This window comes from Advenella kashmirensis WT001, from assembly GCF_000219915.2.
GTDB lineage: Bacteria > Pseudomonadota > Gammaproteobacteria > Burkholderiales > Burkholderiaceae_B > Advenella > Advenella kashmirensis.
Map to the genome: position 1 here is coordinate 2,510,319 of NC_017964.1, position 21,815 is coordinate 2,532,133.

General features: G+C 54.0%; 17 protein-coding genes and 4 pseudogenes. 6 read left to right on the forward strand and 15 right to left on the reverse strand.

From position 1 onward, the window contains the following. Positions 1–5: 5 nt before the first annotated feature. Positions 6–1,622: a sulfatase family protein gene (locus TKWG_RS11790; protein WP_014751054.1), complete on the forward strand. Its 1,617-nt coding sequence runs from the start codon at positions 6–8 to the stop codon at positions 1,620–1,622. A 112-nt stretch (positions 1,623–1,734) separates the two neighbouring features. After that, entirely contained in the window at positions 1,735–2,610 is an 876-nt protein-coding gene (locus TKWG_RS11795; protein ID WP_014751055.1) for a Bug family tripartite tricarboxylate transporter substrate binding protein, read from the forward strand. A 484-nt stretch (positions 2,611–3,094) separates the two neighbouring features. Here the strand turns inward: TKWG_RS11795 and TKWG_RS11800 are convergent, their stop codons facing one another. The 3 genes from TKWG_RS11800 to TKWG_RS11810 form a co-directional block, all read right to left on the reverse strand. After that, a complete protein-coding gene (locus TKWG_RS11800) occupies positions 3,095–4,024 on the reverse strand; it encodes an electron transfer flavoprotein subunit alpha/FixB family protein (RefSeq protein ID WP_014751056.1) in 930 nt (309 codons plus the stop codon). Position 4,025: 1 nt separating this feature from the next. Further along, on the reverse strand, positions 4,026–4,775 hold the full coding sequence (locus TKWG_RS11805) for an electron transfer flavoprotein subunit beta/FixA family protein (protein WP_014751057.1): 750 nt from the start codon (positions 4,773–4,775) through the stop codon (positions 4,026–4,028). Between the two features lie 218 nt (positions 4,776–4,993). Continuing rightward, the gene (locus tag TKWG_RS11810) at positions 4,994–5,920 is read right to left on the reverse strand and encodes a histone deacetylase family protein (RefSeq protein WP_014751058.1); all 927 of its coding nucleotides are present in this window, start codon (positions 5,918–5,920) and stop codon (positions 4,994–4,996) included. 147 nt (positions 5,921–6,067) lie between these two features. Here TKWG_RS11810 and mltB point away from each other — a divergent pair, with 147 nt between their 5' ends. After that, positions 6,068–7,237: a lytic murein transglycosylase B gene (gene mltB, locus TKWG_RS11815; protein WP_238534163.1), complete on the forward strand. Its 1,170-nt coding sequence runs from the start codon at positions 6,068–6,070 to the stop codon at positions 7,235–7,237. Positions 7,238–7,557: 320 nt separating this feature from the next. Here the strand turns inward: mltB and aceA are convergent. The 8 genes and pseudogenes from aceA to orn all read right to left on the reverse strand — a co-directional run bounded on the left by aceA (position 7,558) and on the right by orn (position 15,797). Then, positions 7,558–8,858 (reverse strand): annotated as a pseudogene (aceA, locus tag TKWG_RS11820) (isocitrate lyase). Positions 8,859–9,462: 604 nt separating this feature from the next. Continuing rightward, on the reverse strand, positions 9,463–9,612 hold the full coding sequence (locus TKWG_RS23655; RefSeq protein ID WP_171815092.1) for a hypothetical protein: 150 nt from the start codon (positions 9,610–9,612) through the stop codon (positions 9,463–9,465). Between the two features lie 271 nt (positions 9,613–9,883). Next, positions 9,884–11,215: an MFS transporter gene (locus tag TKWG_RS11825; RefSeq protein WP_041709450.1), complete on the reverse strand. Its 1,332-nt coding sequence runs from the start codon at positions 11,213–11,215 to the stop codon at positions 9,884–9,886. A gap of 42 nt (positions 11,216–11,257) precedes the next feature. Continuing rightward, positions 11,258–11,830, reverse strand: coding sequence for a CDP-diacylglycerol--glycerol-3-phosphate 3-phosphatidyltransferase (gene pgsA, locus TKWG_RS11830; protein ID WP_014751061.1), 573 nt, complete (start codon positions 11,828–11,830; stop codon positions 11,258–11,260). A gap of 50 nt (positions 11,831–11,880) precedes the next feature. Further along, positions 11,881–13,707, reverse strand: a pseudogene (gene uvrC, locus TKWG_RS11835) (excinuclease ABC subunit UvrC). After that, complete coding sequence (gene nagZ, locus TKWG_RS11840; protein ID WP_041710167.1) at positions 13,670–14,698, reverse strand: beta-N-acetylhexosaminidase; 1,029 nt, start codon at positions 14,696–14,698, stop codon at positions 13,670–13,672. Before nagZ ends, uvrC begins: the two are co-directional and overlap by 38 nt. 108 nt (positions 14,699–14,806) lie before the next feature. Beyond that, a complete protein-coding gene (gene acpS / locus TKWG_RS11845; protein WP_014751064.1) occupies positions 14,807–15,232 on the reverse strand; it encodes a holo-ACP synthase in 426 nt (141 codons plus the stop codon). A 20-nt stretch (positions 15,233–15,252) separates the two neighbouring features. Continuing rightward, a pseudogene (gene orn, locus TKWG_RS11850) lies at positions 15,253–15,797 on the reverse strand (oligoribonuclease). Positions 15,798–15,850: 53 nt separating this feature from the next. Here orn and TKWG_RS11855 point away from each other — a divergent pair. The 3 genes and pseudogenes from TKWG_RS11855 to TKWG_RS11865 all read left to right on the forward strand — a co-directional run bounded on the left by TKWG_RS11855 (position 15,851) and on the right by TKWG_RS11865 (position 18,591). Further along, positions 15,851–17,122 carry a M48 family metallopeptidase gene (locus TKWG_RS11855; protein ID WP_041709453.1) on the forward strand — a complete coding sequence of 424 codons (1,272 nt, stop codon included), beginning with the start codon at positions 15,851–15,853 and terminating at the stop codon, positions 17,120–17,122. After that, positions 17,119–18,008, forward strand: a pseudogene (gene rsgA, locus TKWG_RS11860) (ribosome small subunit-dependent GTPase A). Before TKWG_RS11855 ends, rsgA begins: the two are co-directional and overlap by 4 nt. Positions 18,009–18,060: 52 nt before the next feature. Further along, positions 18,061–18,591: an ATP-binding protein gene (locus tag TKWG_RS11865; RefSeq protein ID WP_014751067.1), complete on the forward strand. Its 531-nt coding sequence runs from the start codon at positions 18,061–18,063 to the stop codon at positions 18,589–18,591. Positions 18,592–18,665: 74 nt separating this feature from the next. Here the strand turns inward: TKWG_RS11865 and TKWG_RS11870 are convergent, their stop codons facing one another. The 4 genes from TKWG_RS11870 to TKWG_RS11890 form a co-directional block, all read right to left on the reverse strand. After that, positions 18,666–19,385 (reverse strand): NUDIX hydrolase, encoded by a 720-nt coding sequence (locus tag TKWG_RS11870; protein ID WP_014751068.1) that lies wholly within the window; start codon positions 19,383–19,385, stop codon positions 18,666–18,668. 221 nt (positions 19,386–19,606) lie between these two features. Continuing rightward, positions 19,607–19,993 carry a 50S ribosomal protein L19 gene (gene rplS, locus TKWG_RS11875; RefSeq protein WP_014751069.1) on the reverse strand — a complete coding sequence of 129 codons (387 nt, stop codon included), beginning with the start codon at positions 19,991–19,993 and terminating at the stop codon, positions 19,607–19,609. Positions 19,994–20,299: 306 nt separating this feature from the next. After that, positions 20,300–20,512, reverse strand: coding sequence for a hypothetical protein (locus TKWG_RS11880; RefSeq protein WP_014751070.1), 213 nt, complete (start codon positions 20,510–20,512; stop codon positions 20,300–20,302). Between the two features lie 589 nt (positions 20,513–21,101). Beyond that, on the reverse strand, positions 21,102–21,746 hold the full coding sequence (locus TKWG_RS11890) for a peroxiredoxin (protein WP_014751072.1): 645 nt from the start codon (positions 21,744–21,746) through the stop codon (positions 21,102–21,104). Between the last annotated feature and the right edge of the window lie 69 nt (positions 21,747–21,815).

The window sequence follows — 21,815 nt, forward strand, 5'->3', positions numbered from 1 at the left end:
ATACCATGAGCAGACCAGTCAACTTTCTTATGTTCATAACAGACCAGTTGCGGGCCGACCATCTGGGCTGCTATGGCAATCGCGTGGTGCAGACGCCAAACATTGATGCCATTTCCAAAAAAGGGTTTCGGCTGGACAATATGCATGTGGCGACGCCTATCTGCATGCCGAATCGCGCCAGCATGATGACCGGTCGTTACCCTTCGGTGCATGGAGCGCGCCACAACGGCATACCGCTATCGCTTAAAGCACGCACTTTCGTGGAAACACTGCGTCTGTCCGGCTATCAAACCGCACAGGTCGGCAAAATACATCTGCAGAACATGACTGCGTTGGCGCCACTCTGGCCACAGGATCCGGCAGACCGGTTGTGCGACGAAGCCTTTGAAGCTGATAACGGTAACTATGAACAGGAAAAGCGTGGCAAATGGCTGGACAGCGATCATTACGATCTTGACTATCCGTACTACGGGTTCGAGCAAGTCTATCTGGTGGATGATCATGCCGACATCGTGCATGGTCACTACCGCTACTGGCTGCGTCGTGAAGTGCCCAATGCGGAATCATTGATCGGGCCCGACAATGCCATACCGGCGCCGGACTATAAATTGACCCGGATCGGCCAGGCATGGCGCACCCGGCTGACCGTAGAGCAGTATCCTTCGGCCTATATCGCCGACCGCAGCATTGACCTGCTTAACGACTACGCCGGCAGCGAACAGCCTTTTTTTCTGCAAGTGTCATTTCCGGATCCGCATCATCCCTTTACCCCACCCGGTCAATATTGGGATATGTACAAGCCCGAGGACATGGCCCTGCCCGCTTCATTCTATAGCGATCATGAGCCACCGCAACATGTCCAATGGCTCTATCAACGTCGCGATTCCGGTGCAGCGACAAAAAAAGGCACTGCCGTATTTGCCTGCGACGAGCGCGAAGCAAAGGAAGCGTTGGCGTTGAACTATGGCTCCATCAGCAATATCGATGCGCAAATCGGCCGGGTGATGGCCGAACTGGAACGCCTGGGACTGCAGGACAATACGATTGTCATTTTTACCAGTGACCACGGGGATTTTCTGGGTGATCACCAGCTTATGCTAAAGGGCCCGATTCATTACCGAGGCCTGACCCGCGTTCCTTTCATCTGGTCAGACCCAACCATGCCTGCCGCTGCCAACAAAGTGTCCGGCGCCCTTGCCAGCACCATCGACATTGCACCGACCGTCCTGGCGCGCGCCCGTGTGCCCGCATTCAATGGCATTCAGGGCCAGGACATGCAGCCGTTGATGGACGGTCGCAGCAATGGCCTGCGCGATTCGCTGTTGATTGAAGAAGAAGGCCAACGCGTCATTCTGAGCATTGACACACGCGTGCGCTGCCGAACATTATTAACGCAGCGCTATCGCATGACCATTTACGACGCCGCCTCCTGGGGCGAACTCTATGATCTGCAGAACGACCCCGACGAAATGATTAACCTATGGGAGACACCTGCAGCGTCAAACATTCGGGCCATGATGATGGAAAAACTGGCCTATACCAACCTGGAACTGGTTGAGAAAAGCCCTATCCAAGTGCTTTGGCCTGATTCAGATCGCTGGCCAACGATACCGACGCAATAGCGCCGGTCAACCTGTTGCTGTATAGCCGAATGGCTATATGGCCAAATCGATTCCAGGACGATGTGCACAGCAACCAAGAGCGATGCCATCATACCTGGAACAGGAGACAACCATGTCAATGATCATTTCCATTGCAAAACACGCACTGGCCGCCGGCCTGGCGCTCGCCTTTGCCAACCAGGCTTACGCAGCCTATCCAGACAAGCCAATCACCATCATTGTGAATTATCCTCCCGGCGGAGCACTTGATTTGGCCACCCGTGCCGTCAGCGCCAACCTGTCGGCCCAGTTCGGCCAACCGATAGTGATTGAGAACAAGCCCGGCGCATCCGGACTGATCGGCGCAGAAAATGCAGCCCGCCAGAAGCCGGATGGCTACACGTTTCTTGCAACCATCGACTCGCTGGTCACCGTCAATCCGCTTATATTCGGACAAAAACGTTTCAACCCGGAAACTGCGCTGGATTTGATCAGTCTGCTGGGCACATTCGAACAGGTCCTGCTGGTTCCAAAAACATCGGAAATCAAAGATCTCCCATCCTTGATTGCGGCATCCAAGGCCAAAGCGCTGAACTACTCATCGGCAGGCGCAGGCACGCCCGGGCACCTGGCCATGGAAAGCCTGCGACTGGCGCTGGGCATTAACCTGACCAACATCCCGTTCAAGGGCAATGCGCCGGCCTTGAATGCGCTGCTTGGCAACCAGGTGGAGGCAGGGTTTCTGGCACTTGGCGGCTCTACCTTGCAGCATATCAAGGCGGGAAAACTGGTCCCGCTTGCCGTGGCTGGAAAGGCAAGAGAACCCGCGCTACCGGATACCCCTACCCTGTCGGAAAGCGGCATTGAAGCCCTGAAAGATTTTGACATGCAGTTTGCCTTCTTGCTGATGGCGCCCAAGGGCTGGACAAAGCGATTACCGAAAAGTGGAGCGCAGCAATCGCACAGGCAATGCAATCGGCGCAGATCAAAACTCAGTTTGACAACTTGAATGTACACAGGGTGAGCGGGTCAACGCAAGAAGCGCAACAATGGATGATGAAATACGGCAGCCGCATCCGCGATACCATCAGCAAAGCCAATATCAAAGTCGAATAAGACGCTGCTGTGCCCTGTGCGAACAAGCATCTGTTGTATCACGCATGCTGACGCCGTTTTATGGTGGATACGACTTCAGAGGACGACGGGTCTGATATATATTCCGGTCTGGGCGCCCGTTTGATGCGGGCACCAGCGACATAGCGGTCGGTGCTTTGAATCCGGGTAGCTTGAACCTTGGCGCTTCGAACTAGCACTAGTCAAGTTGCGGATAATCAAATTGCTATTATCGCTACACAGAAAAGCATTTCACCCGTGGCACCGACCTCAGAAAGGCCGATATCAGGGGTGAAATTTATGCCAAACGTGTTTCCTGCTACATCGTGCAGGCAGATTTATAAATTGCATCTGCCTGCACGTACTGCAACGGGACGGGATCAGATTGCTTTTTCCAGTTCGGGTACGGCGGTGAACAGGTCAGCAACCAAGCCGTAGTCGGCAACGCCAAAAATCGGCGCTTCCGGGTCTTTATTGACAGCCACGATGACTTTGGAGTCTTTCATGCCGGCCAGATGCTGGATGGCACCTGAAATACCGATAGCCACGTACAGTTGCGGCGCAACGATTTTACCGGTTTGGCCAACCTGCCAGTCATTCGGAGCGAAACCGGCGTCAACCGCAGCACGCGAAGCGCCCAATGCGGCACCAAGCTTGTCGGCCAGCGGCTCGAGCAGCTTGAAGTTTTCTGCACTGCCCATGCCGCGACCGCCAGACACAACAACCGTTGCCGCCGTCAGTTCAGGACGATCATTCTTGGCTACTTCACGACCCACAAATGAAGACAGACCGGAATCGGCAACTGCCTGCAGGGTTTTGATTTCGGCACTGCCGCCTTCGGCAGCGACACCATCAAAAGAGGTAACGCGCACGGTGATGACTTTTTTCTCGTCGGAAGACTGCACGATGGCTACGGCATTACCGGCATAAATGGGACGCTCGAATGTGTCTGGAGAATCGACCGCAGTAATATCGGAAATCTGCGCTACATCCAGTTTCGCGGCAACGCGCGGCGCCACATTTTTACCGGATGCTGTCGCAGGAAAAACGATATGGCTGTAATCGCCGGCAACCGCCAGGACCTGCTCGGCTACGTTTTCGGCCAGGGAATCTTTCAGATGGTCGGCATCGGCCAGCAACACGCTGGCAACACCGGCTACTTTGGCCGCCTGGGCTGCGACATCCTGTGCACCGCTGCCGGCAACCAGAATGTGAATATCGCCACCGATTTTCTGTGCAGCTGCGACCGCATTCAATGTTGCCGGCTTTAACTGCTGGTTATCATGCTCTGCAATAACTAGAGTTGTCATATTAAATCACCTTCGCTTCATTTTTGAGTTTGTCTACCAGCGCTGCCACATCGGCCACTTTGATACCCGCCTTGCGTGAAGGTGGTTCGCTCACTTTCAGTGTTTTGATCCGTGGCGTGACATCGACTCCCAGTTCTTCCGGTGTCAGTGTATCCAGCTGCTTTTTCTTCGCTTTCATGATGTTTGGCAGCGTAACGTAGCGCGGTTCATTCAGACGAAGATCGGTTGTGATAATGGCAGGCAGTTTCACCGAAATGGTTTCAAGACCACCGTCGACTTCACGCGTCACTTTGGCATTCTCGCCCTCGATGACGACCTTGCTGGCAAACGTGGCTTGCGGCCAGCCCAACAGCGCAGCAAGCATCTGGCCGGTCTGGTTGGCGTCGTCGTCAATAGCCTGCTTACCCAGAATGACCAGATTGACCTGTTCTTTCTCGGCAACTGCCTTGAGCAGCTTGGCCACGGCCAGGGGTTGCAACTCGACATCGGTCTGAACCAGCGCAGCGCGGTCAGCACCAATGGCCATGGCCGTGCGCAGCGTTTCCTGGCACTGCGCCACACCGCAAGAGACCGCAATGACTTCTGTGGCCGTACCTGCTTCCTTGAGCCGTGTTGCTTCTTCGACAGCGATTTCATCAAACGGATTCATTGACATCTTCACGTTTGCAATATCAACGCCAGACTGATCTGACTTCACGCGTACTTTGACGTTGTAGTCAACAACACGCTTAACAGGCACCAATACCTTCATCCAACAATCTCCTTGATTTACGGGGCACTCGCCCCGGACTTATTACTGAACCCGATTATTTTACATGCTTGCCACGAGCGATTTGACTAATTCAATCAATCACGTGAATTTTGCGTTTTCTGTTTTGCACAGCGCAACAAACCGCCCCATATCGGCCAAATGGAGCGGCTTTTCAGATCAATAACCGGCTTTTATCGCAAAAAAAACGGCCCGGCTGCTTACAACCCGGCCAGCGTTCGGATATGGGCCTCTACACTTCGCCCCAGCGCCGATAGTGCATAGCCGCCCTCAAGCATGCTCACGATCCGCCCATGACTGTATTTGTCGGCGATTGCCTTGACCTGGCTGGTGAGCCAGACGTAATCCTTTTCCACCAGATCAAGCTGCCCCATATCGTCCTCGCGATGGGCGTCAAAACCGGCCGAAATAAAAATCAGCTCGGGCCTGAATGCCTCCAGCGCCGGCAGCCATTGATCGGCAACCAGTTCACGGATTTTGTCGGCTTTGGTGTAGGCAGCCACGGGACTGTTGTGCATATTGTCAGCCGGATGGTCCACACCGCTGTTCGGAAACAGGGGGTATTGAAAGAAACTGCACATCATGACCGACTCATCGTTGGCAAATGCCGCTTCAGTGCCATTGCCATGATGAACATCGAAGTCGACAATGGCGATACGCTTGATACCATATTGCTGCTGCGCATAGCGTACGCCAATTGCCACATTATTCAGAAAGCAGAATCCGCTGGCCCGCGCCGGCTCGGCATGATGCCCCGGTGGCCGGACAGCGCAAAAAGCATTGCGTGCATGGCCGGCCATGATCTGATCAATGGCCTCCAGCCCGGCGCCTGCCGCATGTAATGCCGCCTGCCATGTATGAGGATTCATGCAGGTTTCTTCGGTATCGACATTGAAATACCCTTGCTGTGGTGCATGCTCGCGCAGAAACCGCAAGTGTTCCTCGGTATGAACACGCAACAGGTCTGCCTCCTGCGCTTCGCGCGCCGGCACATGCGTCAGAAAATCGGCAAGACCGCTTGCGACAAGCCGGTCATTGATGGCATCCAGCCGCGCCGGCGACTCTGGATGCCAGGCATGCATTTCGTGCCTGTGGCACGAAGAATGCGTTATGAATAGTGTCTCCACAATATTCGTCCTGCTTTCAAATAACTGATTTACTATTGATTGATCTTATTTTATCTGCATACAATCTACCATATTTTGCGGCGCAACGAGACGCGCGGCAATCCTGCGGCCTTACTCAATCTCCCAGTTTTTGCAGCAATTTGTGGCATGATGCTGCTAATTGCCATATACGAACACAACTTCACGGGGTTCCTCTTGAAACGATCATTTGCACTGCTTGTTCCTGTATTGCTGCTGTCCCTGGCAGCCTGCTCCTCCACCAGCCAATCGGGCAATAACGGCTCGGCAACCTCAGCGGGCGCCAGCGGACCCACCGGCTGGGCTGCAGAAAATAGAAAGTTAAGCGCGGACCGGAACACCTTTGTGGCCCAAGTGTCGGAGCGTCATGGCATACCACGCTCGCATATCGAACAGTTGCTTGCCACGGCTACCGTGGATGATCGGGTCATTCGCCTGATGACCCCCAAGGGTTCGGGCGGACGCGTCACCCGTGCCTGGCAAAGCTATCGCAACCGTTTCGTTGAGCCGATTCGTCTGCGCAAGGGAACCGCATTCTGGAACGCCAACCGACAAACGCTGAACCGGGCCGAGAAAACTTACGGTGTACCAGCGGCCATCATTGCCTCCATCATTGGTGTGGAAACTGTGTACGGCGAACAGACCGGATCATTCCGCGTTCTGGATACCCTGTACACGCTGGGCTTTAACCATCCGGAACCGAACCGCCCTGAAAAAGGCCAGATGTTCCGTAACCAGCTGGCTGCCCTGCTGGATCTGGACTATCGCGACAAAGTGGACGCCAACAGCGCGACAGGATCATTTGCCGGTGCTATCGGCCTGCCGCAATTTATGCCGGTCAGTATCGAGCACTATGCGGTCGACGGCGATAATGACGGGCATATTGACCTGCGCTACAGTACGCAGGACGCCATTTTGTCCGTGGCCAACTACCTTGCCAAGCATGGCTGGCGTGCCGACACCCCCGTCTTCGCGCCGGTCACATTGCCGGCCGGCGCAGCCTCGCTGGTCGACGGCGGTCTGGAACCTTCAATGAGCTGGAGCCAGCTGCAAAGTCGCGGCGCGACACTGCGCGCCGGCAGCACGGGCGGTACCTGGCAGAACGGCAAGGAAATCGGCGTGATTGACCTGCGCGACGAAGTGCGCGGCAGCCATGAATATCGCACGGCCACCCGCAACTTTTTCGCGATCACCAAATACAATCGCAGCTATTTTTATGCCGCCTCTGTGGCAGAGCTGGCCTATGGCCTGGCAAGCAGGCAACGTAGCAGCGGCTATCAGGTAACCATGCCGTATTGATGTTGTATGTGTCCAGACAAGCGCCAGTGTGTGCCCGGATAACCTGTCGGTGGCTGACAGACCCTGGCCCAGGCCCTTGCCGGTTAACACAAGAGCAATGAGCAATCGGCAACCATCAGGCTGCCGGCCATAAGCACAGATTTATTACGCCGCTTTGTTATGCGGGTTTTATTGCTTGAACCTGCGATCAGCAATGAAATGGGCGCAGCAAAAGGGCCACCGGCATATCCTGTCCGGTGACCCTTTTATTCATTGGCCAATAATAAAATCTTTGTACCCGATCCGGTCAAACCAGAAACCGTACCGGGCCGGCTGCACCATCAACCGTGAGAGAACTGAGCCTCTTCGGTAGAACCGGTCAGCGCTGTTGTCGAAGAGCGTCCTCCTTCGATAGTCTGGGTGACGGCGTCGAAATAGCCTGTACCCACTTCGCGCTGATGTTTGACAGCGGTAAAGCCCAGCTCTGCCGCAGCAAACTCTTTCTGCTGCAACTCAACAAATGCACTCATCTGGTTGCGTGCATAACCATGAGCCAGTTCAAACATGCCATAGTTCAGTGCATGGAAGCCTGCAAGCGTGATGAACTGGAATTTGTAGCCCATGGCGCCCAGTTCGCGCTGGAATTTGGCGATGGTGACATCGTCCAGGTTCTTTTTCCAGTTAAACGATGGCGAGCAGTTATAAGCCAGCAATTTTCCAGGGAACTGTTTATGAATGGCTTCCGCAAATTTTTTCGCATCGTCCAGATTCGGTGTTGATGTCTCGCACCACAACAGGTCTGCATATGGTGCATAAGCCAGCCCGCGCGAAATTGCCTGGTCCATACCTGGTTTGGTGCGGAAAAAGCCTTCTGGCGTGCGCTCGCCGGTCAGGAACGGCTGATCGTTCTCATCGACGTCGCTGGTAATCAAATCGGCTGCATCAGCATCGGTACGCGCCAGCAGCACGGTGGGCACGCCCATCACGTCTGCGGCCAGACGTGCCGAGACCAGCTTGGCGACTGCTTCACGCGTTGGAACCAACACCTTGCCGCCCATGTGACCGCATTTTTTAACCGAAGCCAGCTGATCCTCAAAGTGAACACCTGAAGCGCCGGCATCGATCATGCTTTCATCAGCTCAAACGCATTCAATACGCCGCCGAATCCGGCTTCTGCATCGGCAATGATCGGCGCAAAGTAGTCGACATAGCCCTCATCGCCCTCTTCTTTGCCTTCCATCCATTGAATCTGGTCACAGCGTGTCAGCGAATTGTTGATACGGCGTACCACTGTAGGGACTGAGTTTGCGGGATACAGCGACTGGTCCGGATACATTTCACCTGCAATATTGGCATCGCCGGCTACCTGCCAGCCCGACAAATAGATCGCTTTGAGACCGGCCTTGATCTGTTGCATTGCCTGGTTGCCCGTCAACGCGCCCAGTGTATTGACAAAAGGCTCGTTGTTGAGCAAGCTCCACAGTTTTTCTGAACCGGTACGAGCCAGTGTGTACTCATTTTGCCGGGAACCACGCAGCTTGATAACTTCTTCGGCGCCATAACCCCGTTTGATGCCCTGCCAGCGAGGATTTTCTGCCCATTCTTTTTGCAGGTTACGGATGGCGGTTTCGCGTTTTGACATGATTAACTCCTATATATAAAAAAAGATTCCATGGAGAAAATTCTATCTGAACACCGCAGTGCAATATACACTTATATCTTATATAAGACTAATTATTATATTTATATTATTCAATAGGTTATATTTTTCGTTTTATATTATGAAATCAAATTTGCGATAATGAAATATAAATTTTGCGATCGCAGCATGTAAAATTCATGTTATGAAATCGCAATATCATAATGTGAAATTTGCCAGTATTTCATCGCTCATCATGCGTCTGCGTCACCACAGGGTTTTCTCCACGAAAATTTGTCAGCGCAGTCAGACTGACACGTCCGCAGAACCAGCACTGAAGCTGAAAAACCCTGATATTATGCTGGCCGGTCATTGCCGATGTATGCGATATGCGAAATGCGGAATGCGACTGAACAGGTGCGCAGACATGCGCCCGTGAGTACATGCATAGCAGGCGACCGCATCGTCGGTTTACAGGCAACCACGCCGCCAGTCATCGCTAGCGGCAAACAGCACGCCCACAATTGGCCAGAAAAGGCGCAAATACAGTGTTGCGGTCATATTCGAACGCAGACGGCTCATAACAAGCTGTGGCGATCGCTAATTGTTAAATTGCCCCGAAGCAGGACCAGAAAAGATTGGAGACAGACACGTACAGGTCGGGGTTGAGGTACAGGGAAAACACAAACAGGAGCACCACCAGTGCCAGGCCGTATCCAGCCAATCGTTTGATGCTTGGTTTGACGTTTGTCATCATGGGAGCCTCCCCGTAAATTTGACGATGCGCACGTGGGCGCTTCGAATAAAACAATGATTACCGGTATAAATATGGGGTCGCTGTGACAATATGTCCAGAGATCATCAGATTCAGTATACGCCACAATCGCGTCGGGTCAATGACCGGGTTGCTATCTACCTCTTTACTGAGGCGCCGGCGCAAACGACGACTGATGACCTGTTTGCAATTGGTTTAAAGCCCGCATTATCGCCATCAAAGCAGCCTCTGGGTCGCCCGGCAATTGAACCGATTACGCGGCACTACCCTGGGCAACAGAATGGACTTGCTGCTGCCTGCGAGCGCAATAAGCAACCCAGAACGCGGCCAGCACGGCGCCAAACAGCGCCAGGCCAGACACCAGCCAGGGGCCGCGATACGTTTGGTGATCCAGCATAAAACCGTATACGACAGGTCCTAACGCAGAACCCACGTCCATGCCGGAATAGACAAGACCGTAAACGGAGCCAAGGGCACCTTTGGGCGTAACGCGTCGAACCAGCATATCGCGCGACGGCCCGGCCATGCCGCTTAAGAAACCGGCCACGCACAGGCCGGCCACGGCCAGACCCGAAGGGAGCATTCCCATAGCCAGCAGAATAAAAACAAGTCCCGACGTGGCCAGCGAACCGGCCACAATACGTTCGGTCCTGTCGGTGCTGCCCGCAAGAAAGCCGCCTATGAGCAGGCCCACGCCCGCTGAAACCATATACATGGACAGCGCGGAGCTGGCCCATTCCTTGCCAATGCCGTATAGCGATCCAAGAATGGGAATCGTAAAATTCTGCACCGATGACATTGAACCCGAGGTAAATGCAAAGAACAGGAATGCGCCCACAGCGCCGGGTTTTTCATGCAGCATGCGCAGCTTGGCGGCAAAACCGGGCTCAGCCGCGCGGGGCCGCTCCTGAACCGACTCATCGGCCTGCTTGTCGTCCGTTGCCGCACCCTTTGCATCGGTCTGCGCCGCCGGCGTTGCCAGCAGCGATGCCCCGATAAAGGTTGCCAGAAACAGAGCAAAAAGCACAACGGCGGCGGCTGCCGCGGCAAAGCGCCATGAACCGGTCTGAACAATAAAAAAGGTAATGAAGATGGGCGCCAGTGCCCAGCCCAGATTGCCCGATACGCCGTGAATGCTGAAAGCATGGCCCAGCCGTCGCTGGCTCACATTCTGGTTGATAATGGAAAAGTCAACCGGATGAAAGACCGAGTTGCCGGCACCGCCGATGAAAGCAGCAATAATGAAGACCCAATACGCGTCAGCCACTGCAATCAGCAACGCCGAGGCGACCATACAGGCCAATCCGAAACGCAATACGGGACGCGCCCCCAGATGGTCTACGACAAAGCCTGATGACGCTTGCCCGAATCCGGAGACCACAAAGAATACCGTAGCCAGAAACCCCAGTTCTGCAAAACTATAGCCAAAATCCCGATTTAGCGACAGGTACAGCGACGGCAACACCAGCTGATAAAAATGCGAGCCGCCATGCAACAGCCCGATCAGCGCAATCACCTTCCAGTCTCTTGAATCCCCATCTGCATTGGGAGCCCTGATCGAAGAAGTCAGAACCTGCGAAGTCATATGATACCTGTGATAGCCGGATGAATATGCCGGAAAAATGCGTTAGTTTTGCTGCTGCTTGATGATAGGCCAGGCTTTCTTCATGTAGTAGAACATGGACCAGATCGTCAGAATGGCGGCAATGTATACCAATACCGTCCCGATGGGTGCAAACGGAATCGCATGCCAATCCTGATAAAACAGCAGGCAGGGAATGGCGGTCATTTGCGCAGCGGTTTTGAATTTACCCAGCCAATGCACCGCCACGCTATCGCGTGCACCGATGGTTGCCATCCATTCGCGCAGCGCCGAAATGGTTATCTCACGCCCGATAATGATAAGTGCAATAAATGAATCAAGCCTGTTCAGATCAAGCAGGATCAACAGGGCTGCGCATACCATCAGCTTGTCTGCAACCGGATCCAGAAAGGCGCCGAACGATGAAGTCTGATTCCAGCGTCGGGCCAGCCAGCCATCGAACCAATCTGTGAGTGCTGCAAAAATAAAGGCCAGCGCGCCGATGGTATCGCGCACCGGGACGTCGATCCAGTGCAGCGGCAGATAGTAAAGCGCAATGACCAGCGGAATCATGGCGATCCGCATCCAGGTCAGGATAATAGGTATGTTCAGTGGCATAGGGCTTTAATACACAAAATACGGCGGAGGCATTATGTGTAATCCTACCACTAACGCAAAGATTCATAGATGCGTTCAGCAAGTTCCCTGGAAATACCTTCTACCGAACGCAAATCGTCGATGCTGGCGGCAGCCACGCCGGAAAACCCGCCGAAACGCGCCAGCAGTTTCTGCCTGCGTTTGGCGCCCACGCCTTCGATTTCTTCCAGTCGCGACACATTTCGGGCCTTGGCGCGGCGCGCCGCATGCCGGTGATGGCAAACCGGTGGGCTTCATCGCGCACCTGGGCCACCAGCATCAGCGCTGCCGACCCCAGCCCAAGCGCCACCGGTTCCCGTTCGTCGGTAAACACCAGGGTCTCCAGGCCGACCTTGCGCCCTTCTCCCTTGGCCACCCCGACAATCACACGGGTGTCCAGACCGAATTCCACAAATACCTGGCGGGCGATTTCGACCTGCCCCTTGCCGCCGTCAATCAGCACCACTTCTGGTAGCGGTGCCTCGCCGTCAGCCACCTTGGAAAAGCGGCGAATCAGCACCTGGCGCATGGCCGCGTAATCATCTCCCTCGGTAATGCCGGCGATGTTATAACGGCGATATAAGGATGGCTGCATATCATGATGGTGGTAAACCACACAGGATGCCTGGGTTGCCTCGCCAGCGGTATGACTGATGTCAAAGCATTCGATGCGCAACGCATCGAGCGATTCATCATCTGTATCCAATTGCAGCAGCTCGGCCAGCGCACGTGTGCGCGCAGCCCGCGAAGCCGATTCGGACAGCGTGCGCGCCAGGGAAAACTCGGCATTGCGCAAGGCCTGATCCAGCCAGGTGCGGCGCACCCCCTGAGGGCGTGTCTGCAACCGGGTTTTGATTCGCGATGGCTGCTGTTCATTGAGCAGCGCCAGCAGATTTTCATCAGCCAGCGCCTCCGAACAGACCAGCACCGGCGGTAGCGGATTTTCCAGGTAATGCTGTGCAATGAAGGCCGTCATGACCTCGGCGCGATTTTCACCATCGGCCTGCGTCGGAAAAAACGAGCGGTCGCCAAGATGCCGGCCACCACGCACCATGGCCAGGTTCACACATGCCTTATCGGCCGCCTGCGCCACGGCAATGATATCGACATCGGTCTTGTCCACCTCTTCCATCGACTGCTGATGCAGCACCGTTGCCAGTGCATGCATCTGGTCCCGCAGCGCCGCAGCCTGCTCAAAGCGCAATTGGTCAGAGGCCTGCTGCATACGTGCCTGCAGATCATTCACCACGTCGTCGGCCTCGCCATCCAGAAAACGCACGGCCTGCTGCACATCACGCTTGTAATCTTCTTCGTCGATAAAGTTGACGCAAGGCGCAGTACACCGTCCGATCTGATACTGCAGACAGGGTCGCGAGCGATTGGCAAAAACGGTGTCCTCACAGGTACGCAAGCGAAACACCTTCTGCAGAATCTGTATGGTTTCGCGTACGGCCCAGGAATCGGATACGGCCCGAAAAAACGCCCCTTGCGACTCGTAATGCCACGATAGTACGCAATTCGCGGATAATCATGTGCACTGATCATCAGGTACGGGTACGACTTATCGTCACGAAACAGGATGTTGTAACGCGGCCGCAGACTCTTGATCAGGTTGTTTTCCAGGATCAGCGCCTCGGCCTCGGACCGCGTCACCGTGACTTCCACGCGCCACACCCGTGCGACCATTAGCGCAATACGCGGGCTGTCAGGGTTTTCTGAAAGTAGGAAGAAACGCGTTTTTTCAGATCCCGGGCCTTGCCCACATACAATACCGTGCCTTCCGCATCCAGATGACGGTAAACGCCAGGCAGGTGCGGCAGGTCACTCAGAAAGGATTTGAGATCGAAAGTCTCGGGCATACTGATATCGTGGGTCTGATTGCAGGGTATTCCAGTCCATGAACGGCACAGCCGGCTTCAGGGCACGGATTCGGGCAACCGATGTGGCCGCCGGCGCGACTGTCAGGGAAGCGAGTAAGGTATCGGCCAGATCGGGACGGTTGCATACCAATACCATATCACATCCGGCAGACAGTGCGGCCTGAGCACGAGCGGTGATGTCGCCGGCAACCGATGCCCCTTCCATGGTCAGGTCGTCGGAAAAAACCACGCCATCGTACTTCAGGCGCTGGCGCAGGATCTGTTGCACCCAAACCTTGGAAAAACCGGCAGGCGCGGCGTCCACCTTGGGATAGATGACATGTGCCGGCATCACGGCCGATAGCACCGGTGCGCCCAGCCAATCATAGGGCATGGCATCGTCTGCCATGATTTGCTCCAGATCCCGTTCGTCTACCGGGATGGCGACATGAGAGTCGGCATCGACAAAACCATGGCCGGGAAAATGCTTGCCGCAGGAGCGCATACCGGCCAGACTCAGGCCCTGAATCAGCGCCCGCGCCAGCATTGCAACAACCCGCGGATCCCGATGAAAGGCGCGGCTGCCAACAACCTTGCTGACACCGTAGTCCAGATCCAGAACGGGTGTAAAGCTGAAATCCACGCCACAGGCGCGCAACTCGGCGGCCAGGACATAACCGATTTCGGTCGCGGCACGCATGGCCTGCAGCGGATTGCGCTCCCAATAACGTCCCAGGTCCTGCATGGATGGCAGCTGTGTAAAACCCTTGTCGCGAAACCGTTGTACCCGGCCACCCTCATGATCGACGGCAATCAGCAGTGGTTCATCGCGGGCTTCGTGAATTTGCGCGGTCAGCTCGGCCAGTTGCTGCGGATTGTCGTAATTGCGGGCAAACAGGATAACCGCGCCGGTTAGCGGATGCGCCAGGCGATCGCGCTCCTGACTGGTCAGGCTGTGGCCGGCAACATCAAGCATCACCGGACCGGGCATTTGCCGACCAGCGGCAGCAGCGGCGGCCGAATGGGCAGATCGGCTGGCAGGACGGGATTGGGAAACAGACACCTGGACTCCTTTATGGTGTTTTGGGTAACAGGTTGATTAAACCGGCTTACGTTCCACCATGGCAAAGGCCATGGCCAGATCGGCTTCATCGGTCAGGGAAATATGGGCCGGTCCGAAACGGGATTCATACCACTCTTTCAGGGGCGATGCCAGCACCACCAGCGGCTTTCCGCTAGGCGCATTGAGCGTTTGCATGCGCGACCACGTCATGGGTACGCGCATGCCCAGCCCGATCGCCTTGGAAAAAGCCTCTTTGGCAGCAAAGCGGGTAGCCAGAAACCGGATGCCGCGCTGCGGGTCACGCGCCTGTCTGCGCAGAAACTTCTCGCGCTCCTGGGGCCCTAGAATCCGGGCGACAAAACGATCGCCAAAGCGCTCGTAAGCCTGGGCGATTCGATGGATATGGATCAGGTCCGTACCGATACCGGCAATCGCTGCAGGCAGTGTGACTTCGTTAGCCATGGGCATTTCACCGTGAAGTGCTAAAGCTTGATAAAATGTTCTCGGTAGTACTTGAGTTCGTCAATGGATTCGTAAATATCAGCCAGTGCTTCATGCCGGCTTTTCTTGTCGAATCCTTTGTAGACCTCCGGTTTCCAGCGACGGGACAATTCCTTGAGCGTACTGACATCCAGATTGCGGTAATGAAAGTAGCTTTCGAAACGTGGCATGTACTTGTACATGAAACGCCGGTCCTGGCTGATCGTATTGCCGCAAAGTGGTGATGCGCCTTTGGGTACCAGCGGCGCAAGAAAGTCGAGCAGGATGTCTTCCGCCTGTTCTTCGGTGAGTACAGAGGTGCGCACTTTTTCGGTCAGGCCGCTACGGCCATGGGTAGATGTATTCCATTTATCCATGCCCGCCAGTACCTCATCGGACTGGTGAATAACCAGAACCGGGCCTTCCGCTACCAGCGTGAGGTCCGGTTCAGTGACGACAACAGCACTTCCAGAATACGTTCTTTTTCGGGATCCAGGCCGCTCATTTCCATGTCCAGCCATACCAGTCGCAGATCATTTACCGCCATTTTCGATCCTTATTGTTCAGAAACATTATTTTCGCACAGAGCACACAACAGAAATGTCCCCAACCCCGTTTACGCTTTTATTTGTCCTTTTCCTTCTTCTAGAGACGATCACCCATTTGTGGCTGGCAAGCCGTCAGGCTCGCCATGTTATGCGCCATCGCGCCAGGGTGCCGGACGAATTTGCCGAAAAAATCGGGCTGCAAAGTCACCAGCGCGCCGCCGACTACACCGTCGAGCGCATGAAGCTGTCCGTGACCCGGCGGGTCTTCGATGCAATGGTGCTCATTGCCTTTACCCTGCTTGGTGGTCTGCAACTGATCAATGAGTTTCTGATCAGCGTTATTCCCCACGATTTCTGGCGCCAGATTCTGCTGCTCGGTTCGGTTCTGCTGATTTCCGGTGCACTGCAACTGCCCTTTAGCTTGTGGAAGCAATTTAAACTGGAACAGAAATTCGGCTTCAACCGCATGACGTTTGGCCTGTTTGTAAGTGACACGCTCAAGGGACTGTTGGTCAGTGTCGTACTGGGTCTGCCACTGGCAGCGGTCACGCTCTGGTTGATGGCCGCATCCGGTCCGCTGTGGTGGCTGTGGGCATGGATGGTCTGGGTCGCGTTCAACGCTTTCATTCTGTTTGTATTTCCAACCTGGATCGCCCCGCTTTTCAATAAATTTACACCGCTGGACAACCCCGAACTGGCCGATCGCATCAACAATCTGGCGCAGCGCTGCCACTTTGCCCTCAAAGGGTTGTTCGTCATGGACGGATCCAGACGCTCAGCCCATGGCAATGCCTATTTCACCGGGTTTGGCAAATCACGCCGGATTGTTTTTTTCGATACCCTGCTGGGCAAACTGAACCCCGACGAGATCGAAGCCGTGCTGGCCCATGAGCTGGGACATTTCAGCCATAAACATGTGCAAAAACGCATGATTTTCAGCTTTTTGCTGGCGCTGGTGTTTTTTGCCGTGCTGGGTTTCCTGAAGAACCAGATCTGGTTCTATCAGGGGCTGGGTGTTTCCCCTGTCATCAATGGTTCCAACGATGCCATGGCGTTGCTGCTGTTCTTTATGGCGATGCCTGTCTTCACATTTTTCTTTGCGCCGATATTCAGCTTCTTTTCCCGCAAGGACGAGTTTGAGGCCGACCATTACGCACACACACAGGCCAGTTCCGAGGCGCTGATTTCTGCGCTGGTCAAACTATACAATGACAACGCATCCACCCTGACGCCAGATCCTGTGCACTCGGCGTTTTACGACAGCCATCCTCCGGCTTCCTTGCGCATCCGCCGGCTTCAAGAGTTGCAGGCAACAAACGGATGATGGCCGGGCGCGTTATTGCCGCTCACGGCCGTCACTATCAGGTGGAGCTGGACGACGGGCAGCTGCGTCAATGCTATACACGTGGCAAGAAAACCGGTATTTGTGTCGGCGACTATGTCGACATTGAACCCCAGGGGCAGGACGAGGGGCGGATTGAACGGGTGCACGAGCGGCGCAATTTACTATACCGCTCAGATGAAATGCGGGCCAAGCAATTTGCCGCCAATGTCGATCAATTGCTGATCGTGGTTGCAGTTGAGCCTTTGTTTTCTGAGGATCTGACCGGACGTGCACTGGCTGGCGCGTTCAGCGCCGACATCACGCCAGTTATCATTTTGAACAAATGTGATCTGGCCGAGAGCCTGCCGCGTGCACGGGCCCTGCTCTCGGATATGAACGCATTGGGTGTGCGTATTATTGAAACCAGTACCCTGCAGCCGCAGGCGTTACGTGACAGTCTGTTGCCGCTACTGGCGAACAAAACCAGCCTGTTGCTCGGCCAAAGCGGCATGGGAAAATCCAGTATTTTGAATATCCTGGTTCCGGAAGCCCGTGCCGACACGCAAGAACACTCCATTGCGCTGGGTACCGGTAAACATACAACCACTTCGTCGCGCCTATACCACCTGCCCGGTGCCGACGGGGATCTGATCGATTCCCCTGGTTTCCAGGCATTTGGCCTGAAACACCTGGGTCAGACCGAAGTGGAACAAGGCTTTCCCGAATTTGCCCATACAGCCAGAATTGCAGATTCTATAATTGCTCGCACCGGCACGAACCCGGTTGTGGGGTGCTGGCAGCCAAAGAACAGGGGTTAATCAGCGCCAAGCGGCACGAACTTTACTTGCGCATCCTGGCCGAGTCGACCGCGCCGCAGAAATATTAAGGTTGTTCGGCCATCGACAGCAGGACGCGATTGCATCTACACGGAATTGTTTATGGACCACGCTGGCGAAATTCTTATTCTCACTGGCCCGCCCGGCTCAGGAAAAACCACGACGGCACTGGCCCTGGCCCAACAACAGGGGTCAGCAAAGGTCCACCTGCATGCCGATGATTTTTGGCGCTTCATCAAAAATGGTGCCATTGCGCCCTATCTACCCAGTGCGCATAGACAAAATCATATAGTCATGGATGCACTCTCTGGCGTGGCGCAAAGTTACGCGAATGGCGGCTATTTTGTTATTGTTGATGGCATCATCGGCCCATGGTTCTTACCGACTTTCCAGGCAATTGCCACGCCAATTCACTATATTGTCCTGCGCCCTCCATTAGCGCTGGCCATTGCTCGCTGTCAGCAACGCGGTAATGACACATTGACAGACCCAGAACCTATCGCTGCCCTGCATCAGCAGTTTTCCACACTCGGCGAGCTGGAACCCCATGCCCTGTCTGTTGACGACAAAACCGCACAGGAAACCCTTGAAATGGTTATTGGCGCCATACAAACCGAAAAGTTTCGTTTATAAGGCCTTGGCTCCCACGGTGAAATTGCATTCTCACTCATGACAGAACCATTTCACTGAAAAGAAAGCTCGACAGATCAGGCCTGAACCACCGCCAATACGCGATGATAGAAATTTCTGATCACGTTTGCGGTTGCACCCCAAATGAAATAGCCGTTCCACGGCATGGAGTAATAATATCGTTCGTTGCCATCAGGGGCGATAGCATGATGCAGACGATGATTGGCCGGATCCATAAGAAACGCAAGGGGCACCTGAAAAACCTCTGCAACCTCCACCTGGTCTGTTTTTATTTCAACCGTGTTAGAGAGCCAGCCAACATAGGGGCGCAGCAGAAAGCCCGTGCCAGTATAAAATTCGGGCAATTGACCGAGCATCGTAACAGCCTGAGTGGGCACACCGATTTCTTCAAAGGTTTCCCGCAATGCCGTATGCTGCGGATTGATATCGTCCTCTTCTACCCGCCCTCCCGGAAAACTGATCTGCCCCGGATGGTGATACAGTTTTTCGGAGCGCTTGGTCAACAGCACGAAAATTTCATCATCGCGCTTTACCAGAGGCATAAGAACAGCAGAATCAATATAGGATTCTGATTGATACTGAATGATTTTCGCTTCGTTCCATTGGTGAACCAGTGCATCAGCAGACCACACCAGCCCATGATCAAAGGCGCGTTCTATGAGCGCAACCGTGAGCATAGAAGGCGAAATAGCGTGCAGGTTTTCATTGGCCACCGTCCATTTTTGTGCCTGCACGTCAAAACCGGGCGTAATAGGCTTTCTTAGTGGTTCAGTCAAAACAGTGTCCTATGGAATCAATTATATTTATCAACATGTCCATTTTACGGCACGCAAGCGTCATTGCTGTCCATCCGGAACAAAATGAAACTGGAAGGCGTGTTAAGCGCCCATTGAAAAAAGCCGGCAATGCCGGCTTTTTTCAACCCATTTGCGCCACCATAAGATACCTGGCGGCGACAACAGGGATAACACTGGATAAAGCAGTAACTGAGAACCGCTTATGCAGTTGCCTGTTTGTCGGCCTTGCGTACCAGTTTTTCTTTGATGCGCGCAGCTTTACCGGAACGGTTACGCAGGTAATACAGTTTCGCACGACGTACATCACCGCGGCGTTTAACGACGATAGATGCAATTTGTGGAGAATACAGCTGGAATGTCCGCTCAACGGCTTCGCCTGAAGAAATTTTACGGACAATGAAAGAAGAGTTCAGACCACGATTGCGTTTGGCAATAACCACGCCTTCGTATGCCTGGGCACGCTTGCGGGTGCCTTCAACGACGTTCACGCTAACCACAACGGTGTCGCCAGGCGCAAATTCAGTCACAGGCGTACCACCAGTCAGGCGCTGAATTTCTTCCTGCTCGAGTTTTTCGATAAGATTCATAATAGACTCCGGTTCATCATGAACGGCTGTTTAGAATAACGTCACATTATTTGTGATTGCACCGACCCATTCAGGTGCGTTTGCCGACAGAGGATAAATAGAACTCGCAAGTATAACTTATTAGAGGCAAGCTGACCAGCAATCTGGCTATTTTTGCGGAAACAATTGCAGCTTAAGTTATTGAATTCAATAAAAAAGCAACAAAACTTCAAAATACAGCGCCCTATGCGGAAACGGCGATGCCCGATCAGCATTACTGATTAGCGATAAGCGACTTCTGGCGCTGACTCCGTGGCGATAAGGGCATTAAGCCAGACCTGCCGCCGTACCTAAAAGGTTCATGACCGGAATTAATGCAAACCACGCCGCGACCATGCAAATATCGGCCAGCAGATGACTGCTGCGCTGTATTTTGCTGCTTTTTTTACGATAAAGCGTAGCGAAAGACTGGTCGAACTGGCGGCAGGCTGATATAGTTGAAGCAGAAGGGGCACCAGGCTTGCGAATTTGGGTTGTCATGATGAATTCTCCAAGAGTTAAGAGGTGCCCGCCCGGGCCGAATGACAATTTGAATGCTGGAAAACACCAAACTGGAACCACATTCAACGGCGGGCAGGCGATAACTAGGACCCTAATCTAGTTATATCGCGACTATGCATTGCGATAAGTGATACTGTATATCCATACAGTGTTTTTTGCAAGCGCAATTTCAATTCATTTCAGTTTCCGTGTTGTATTCCATCTGCATATCCAGCTGCAAAAACATTTTTTTCTTTTAAATCAAAAGATTAAAGCTTGTCCCTGCTTTGCCTATTCCTTAGATCCATGAAAACCTGCCCTGCCTGCAGGCTGCTCCATATCCGCCCACCACTGCCCAATGGGTCCGCGCAAACCACCCTCCCCAGGACGAGCGCCAGCTTGCAGGCAACGCTACCCAGACCATTGCCCCACAAGCATTGACCCTTCGGACAAGGCCATATGGACGCCTTCGTCATGCGCAAAAAAGCCATGATGGTTTATCATCATGCTTTTTTTCGAACCACTGCCAAAAGGCATTGCGGCGTTCCGACGGTGCCAAAGCACAATCAGAACAAGCCCGCGAGGCTAATTATTTATTTGGCTGCGGCGTGGTACGCAGATAAGGGCGTACTTCCGTAAAGCCTTTGGGGAACTTCTGTTTCAGCACCTCTGGATCTTTCAAAGACGGAACAATGATCACGTCATCGCCGTCTTCCCAGTTGACCGGCGTAGCCACGCTATGGGAATCAGTCAGTTGCAACGAATCAATAACGCGCAGGATTTCGTTGAAATTGCGGCCGGTACTTGCCGGGTAAGTAATAGTCAGGCGAATTTTCTTTGCCGGATCAATAATGAATACAGAGCGTACCGTGACCGTTGCGCTGGCATTGGGATGGATCATGTCGTAAAGCGTAGACACTTTGCGGTCATCATCGGCCAGAATCGGAAAATTCACCGATGTATTTTGCGTATCGTTGATGTCTTCGATCCATTTGTTGTGTGAATCGGCGTCATCCACAGAGACAGCCAGTACTTTTACATTACGCTTTGCAAACTCGTCGGCCAGCTTTGCCGTATACCCCAGCTCTGTTGTGCAAACAGGCGTGAAGTCGGCCGGGTGAGAAAACAGAACACCCCAGCTGTCGCCCAGAAACTCGTGAAACTTGATGGGGCCAGTGGACGAATTCTGTTCAAAATCGGGGGCGGTATCGCCCAAACGCAGTGTTGTGCTCATGGTATCTCCTTGGTAAGCGTGGGGAATGTCCGATGCAATGCATCGGACTGTATACCGGGATTATGGCAA

Coding starts and splice junctions, on each gene's coding strand:
- rplS (WP_014751069.1), bottom strand. CDS start 19,993: ATGAATCTTATCGAAAAACTCGAGCAGGAAGAAATTCAGCGCCTGACT.
- pgsA (WP_014751061.1), bottom strand. CDS start 11,830: ATGCCACTGAACATACCTATTATCCTGACCTGGATGCGGATCGCCATG.
- TKWG_RS11825 (WP_041709450.1), bottom strand. CDS start 11,215: ATGACTTCGCAGGTTCTGACTTCTTCGATCAGGGCTCCCAATGCAGAT.
- TKWG_RS23655 (WP_171815092.1), bottom strand. CDS start 9,612: ATGATGACAAACGTCAAACCAAGCATCAAACGATTGGCTGGATACGGC.
- TKWG_RS11795 (WP_014751055.1), top strand. CDS start 1,735: ATGTCAATGATCATTTCCATTGCAAAACACGCACTGGCCGCCGGCCTG.
- TKWG_RS11865 (WP_014751067.1), top strand. CDS start 18,061: ATGGACCACGCTGGCGAAATTCTTATTCTCACTGGCCCGCCCGGCTCA.
- acpS (WP_014751064.1), bottom strand. CDS start 15,232: ATGGCTAACGAAGTCACACTGCCTGCAGCGATTGCCGGTATCGGTACG.
- TKWG_RS11800 (WP_014751056.1), bottom strand. CDS start 4,024: ATGACAACTCTAGTTATTGCAGAGCATGATAACCAGCAGTTAAAGCCG.
- TKWG_RS11805 (WP_014751057.1), bottom strand. CDS start 4,775: ATGAAGGTATTGGTGCCTGTTAAGCGTGTTGTTGACTACAACGTCAAA.
- TKWG_RS11790 (WP_014751054.1), top strand. CDS start 6: ATGAGCAGACCAGTCAACTTTCTTATGTTCATAACAGACCAGTTGCGG.
- TKWG_RS11890 (WP_014751072.1), bottom strand. CDS start 21,746: ATGAGCACAACACTGCGTTTGGGCGATACCGCCCCCGATTTTGAACAG.
- TKWG_RS11880 (WP_014751070.1), bottom strand. CDS start 20,512: ATGACAACCCAAATTCGCAAGCCTGGTGCCCCTTCTGCTTCAACTATA.
- nagZ (WP_041710167.1), bottom strand. CDS start 14,698: ATGCCCGGTCCGGTGATGCTTGATGTTGCCGGCCACAGCCTGACCAGT.
- mltB (WP_238534163.1), top strand. CDS start 6,068: ATGATGCTGCTAATTGCCATATACGAACACAACTTCACGGGGTTCCTC.
- TKWG_RS11855 (WP_041709453.1), top strand. CDS start 15,851: ATGTCCCCAACCCCGTTTACGCTTTTATTTGTCCTTTTCCTTCTTCTA.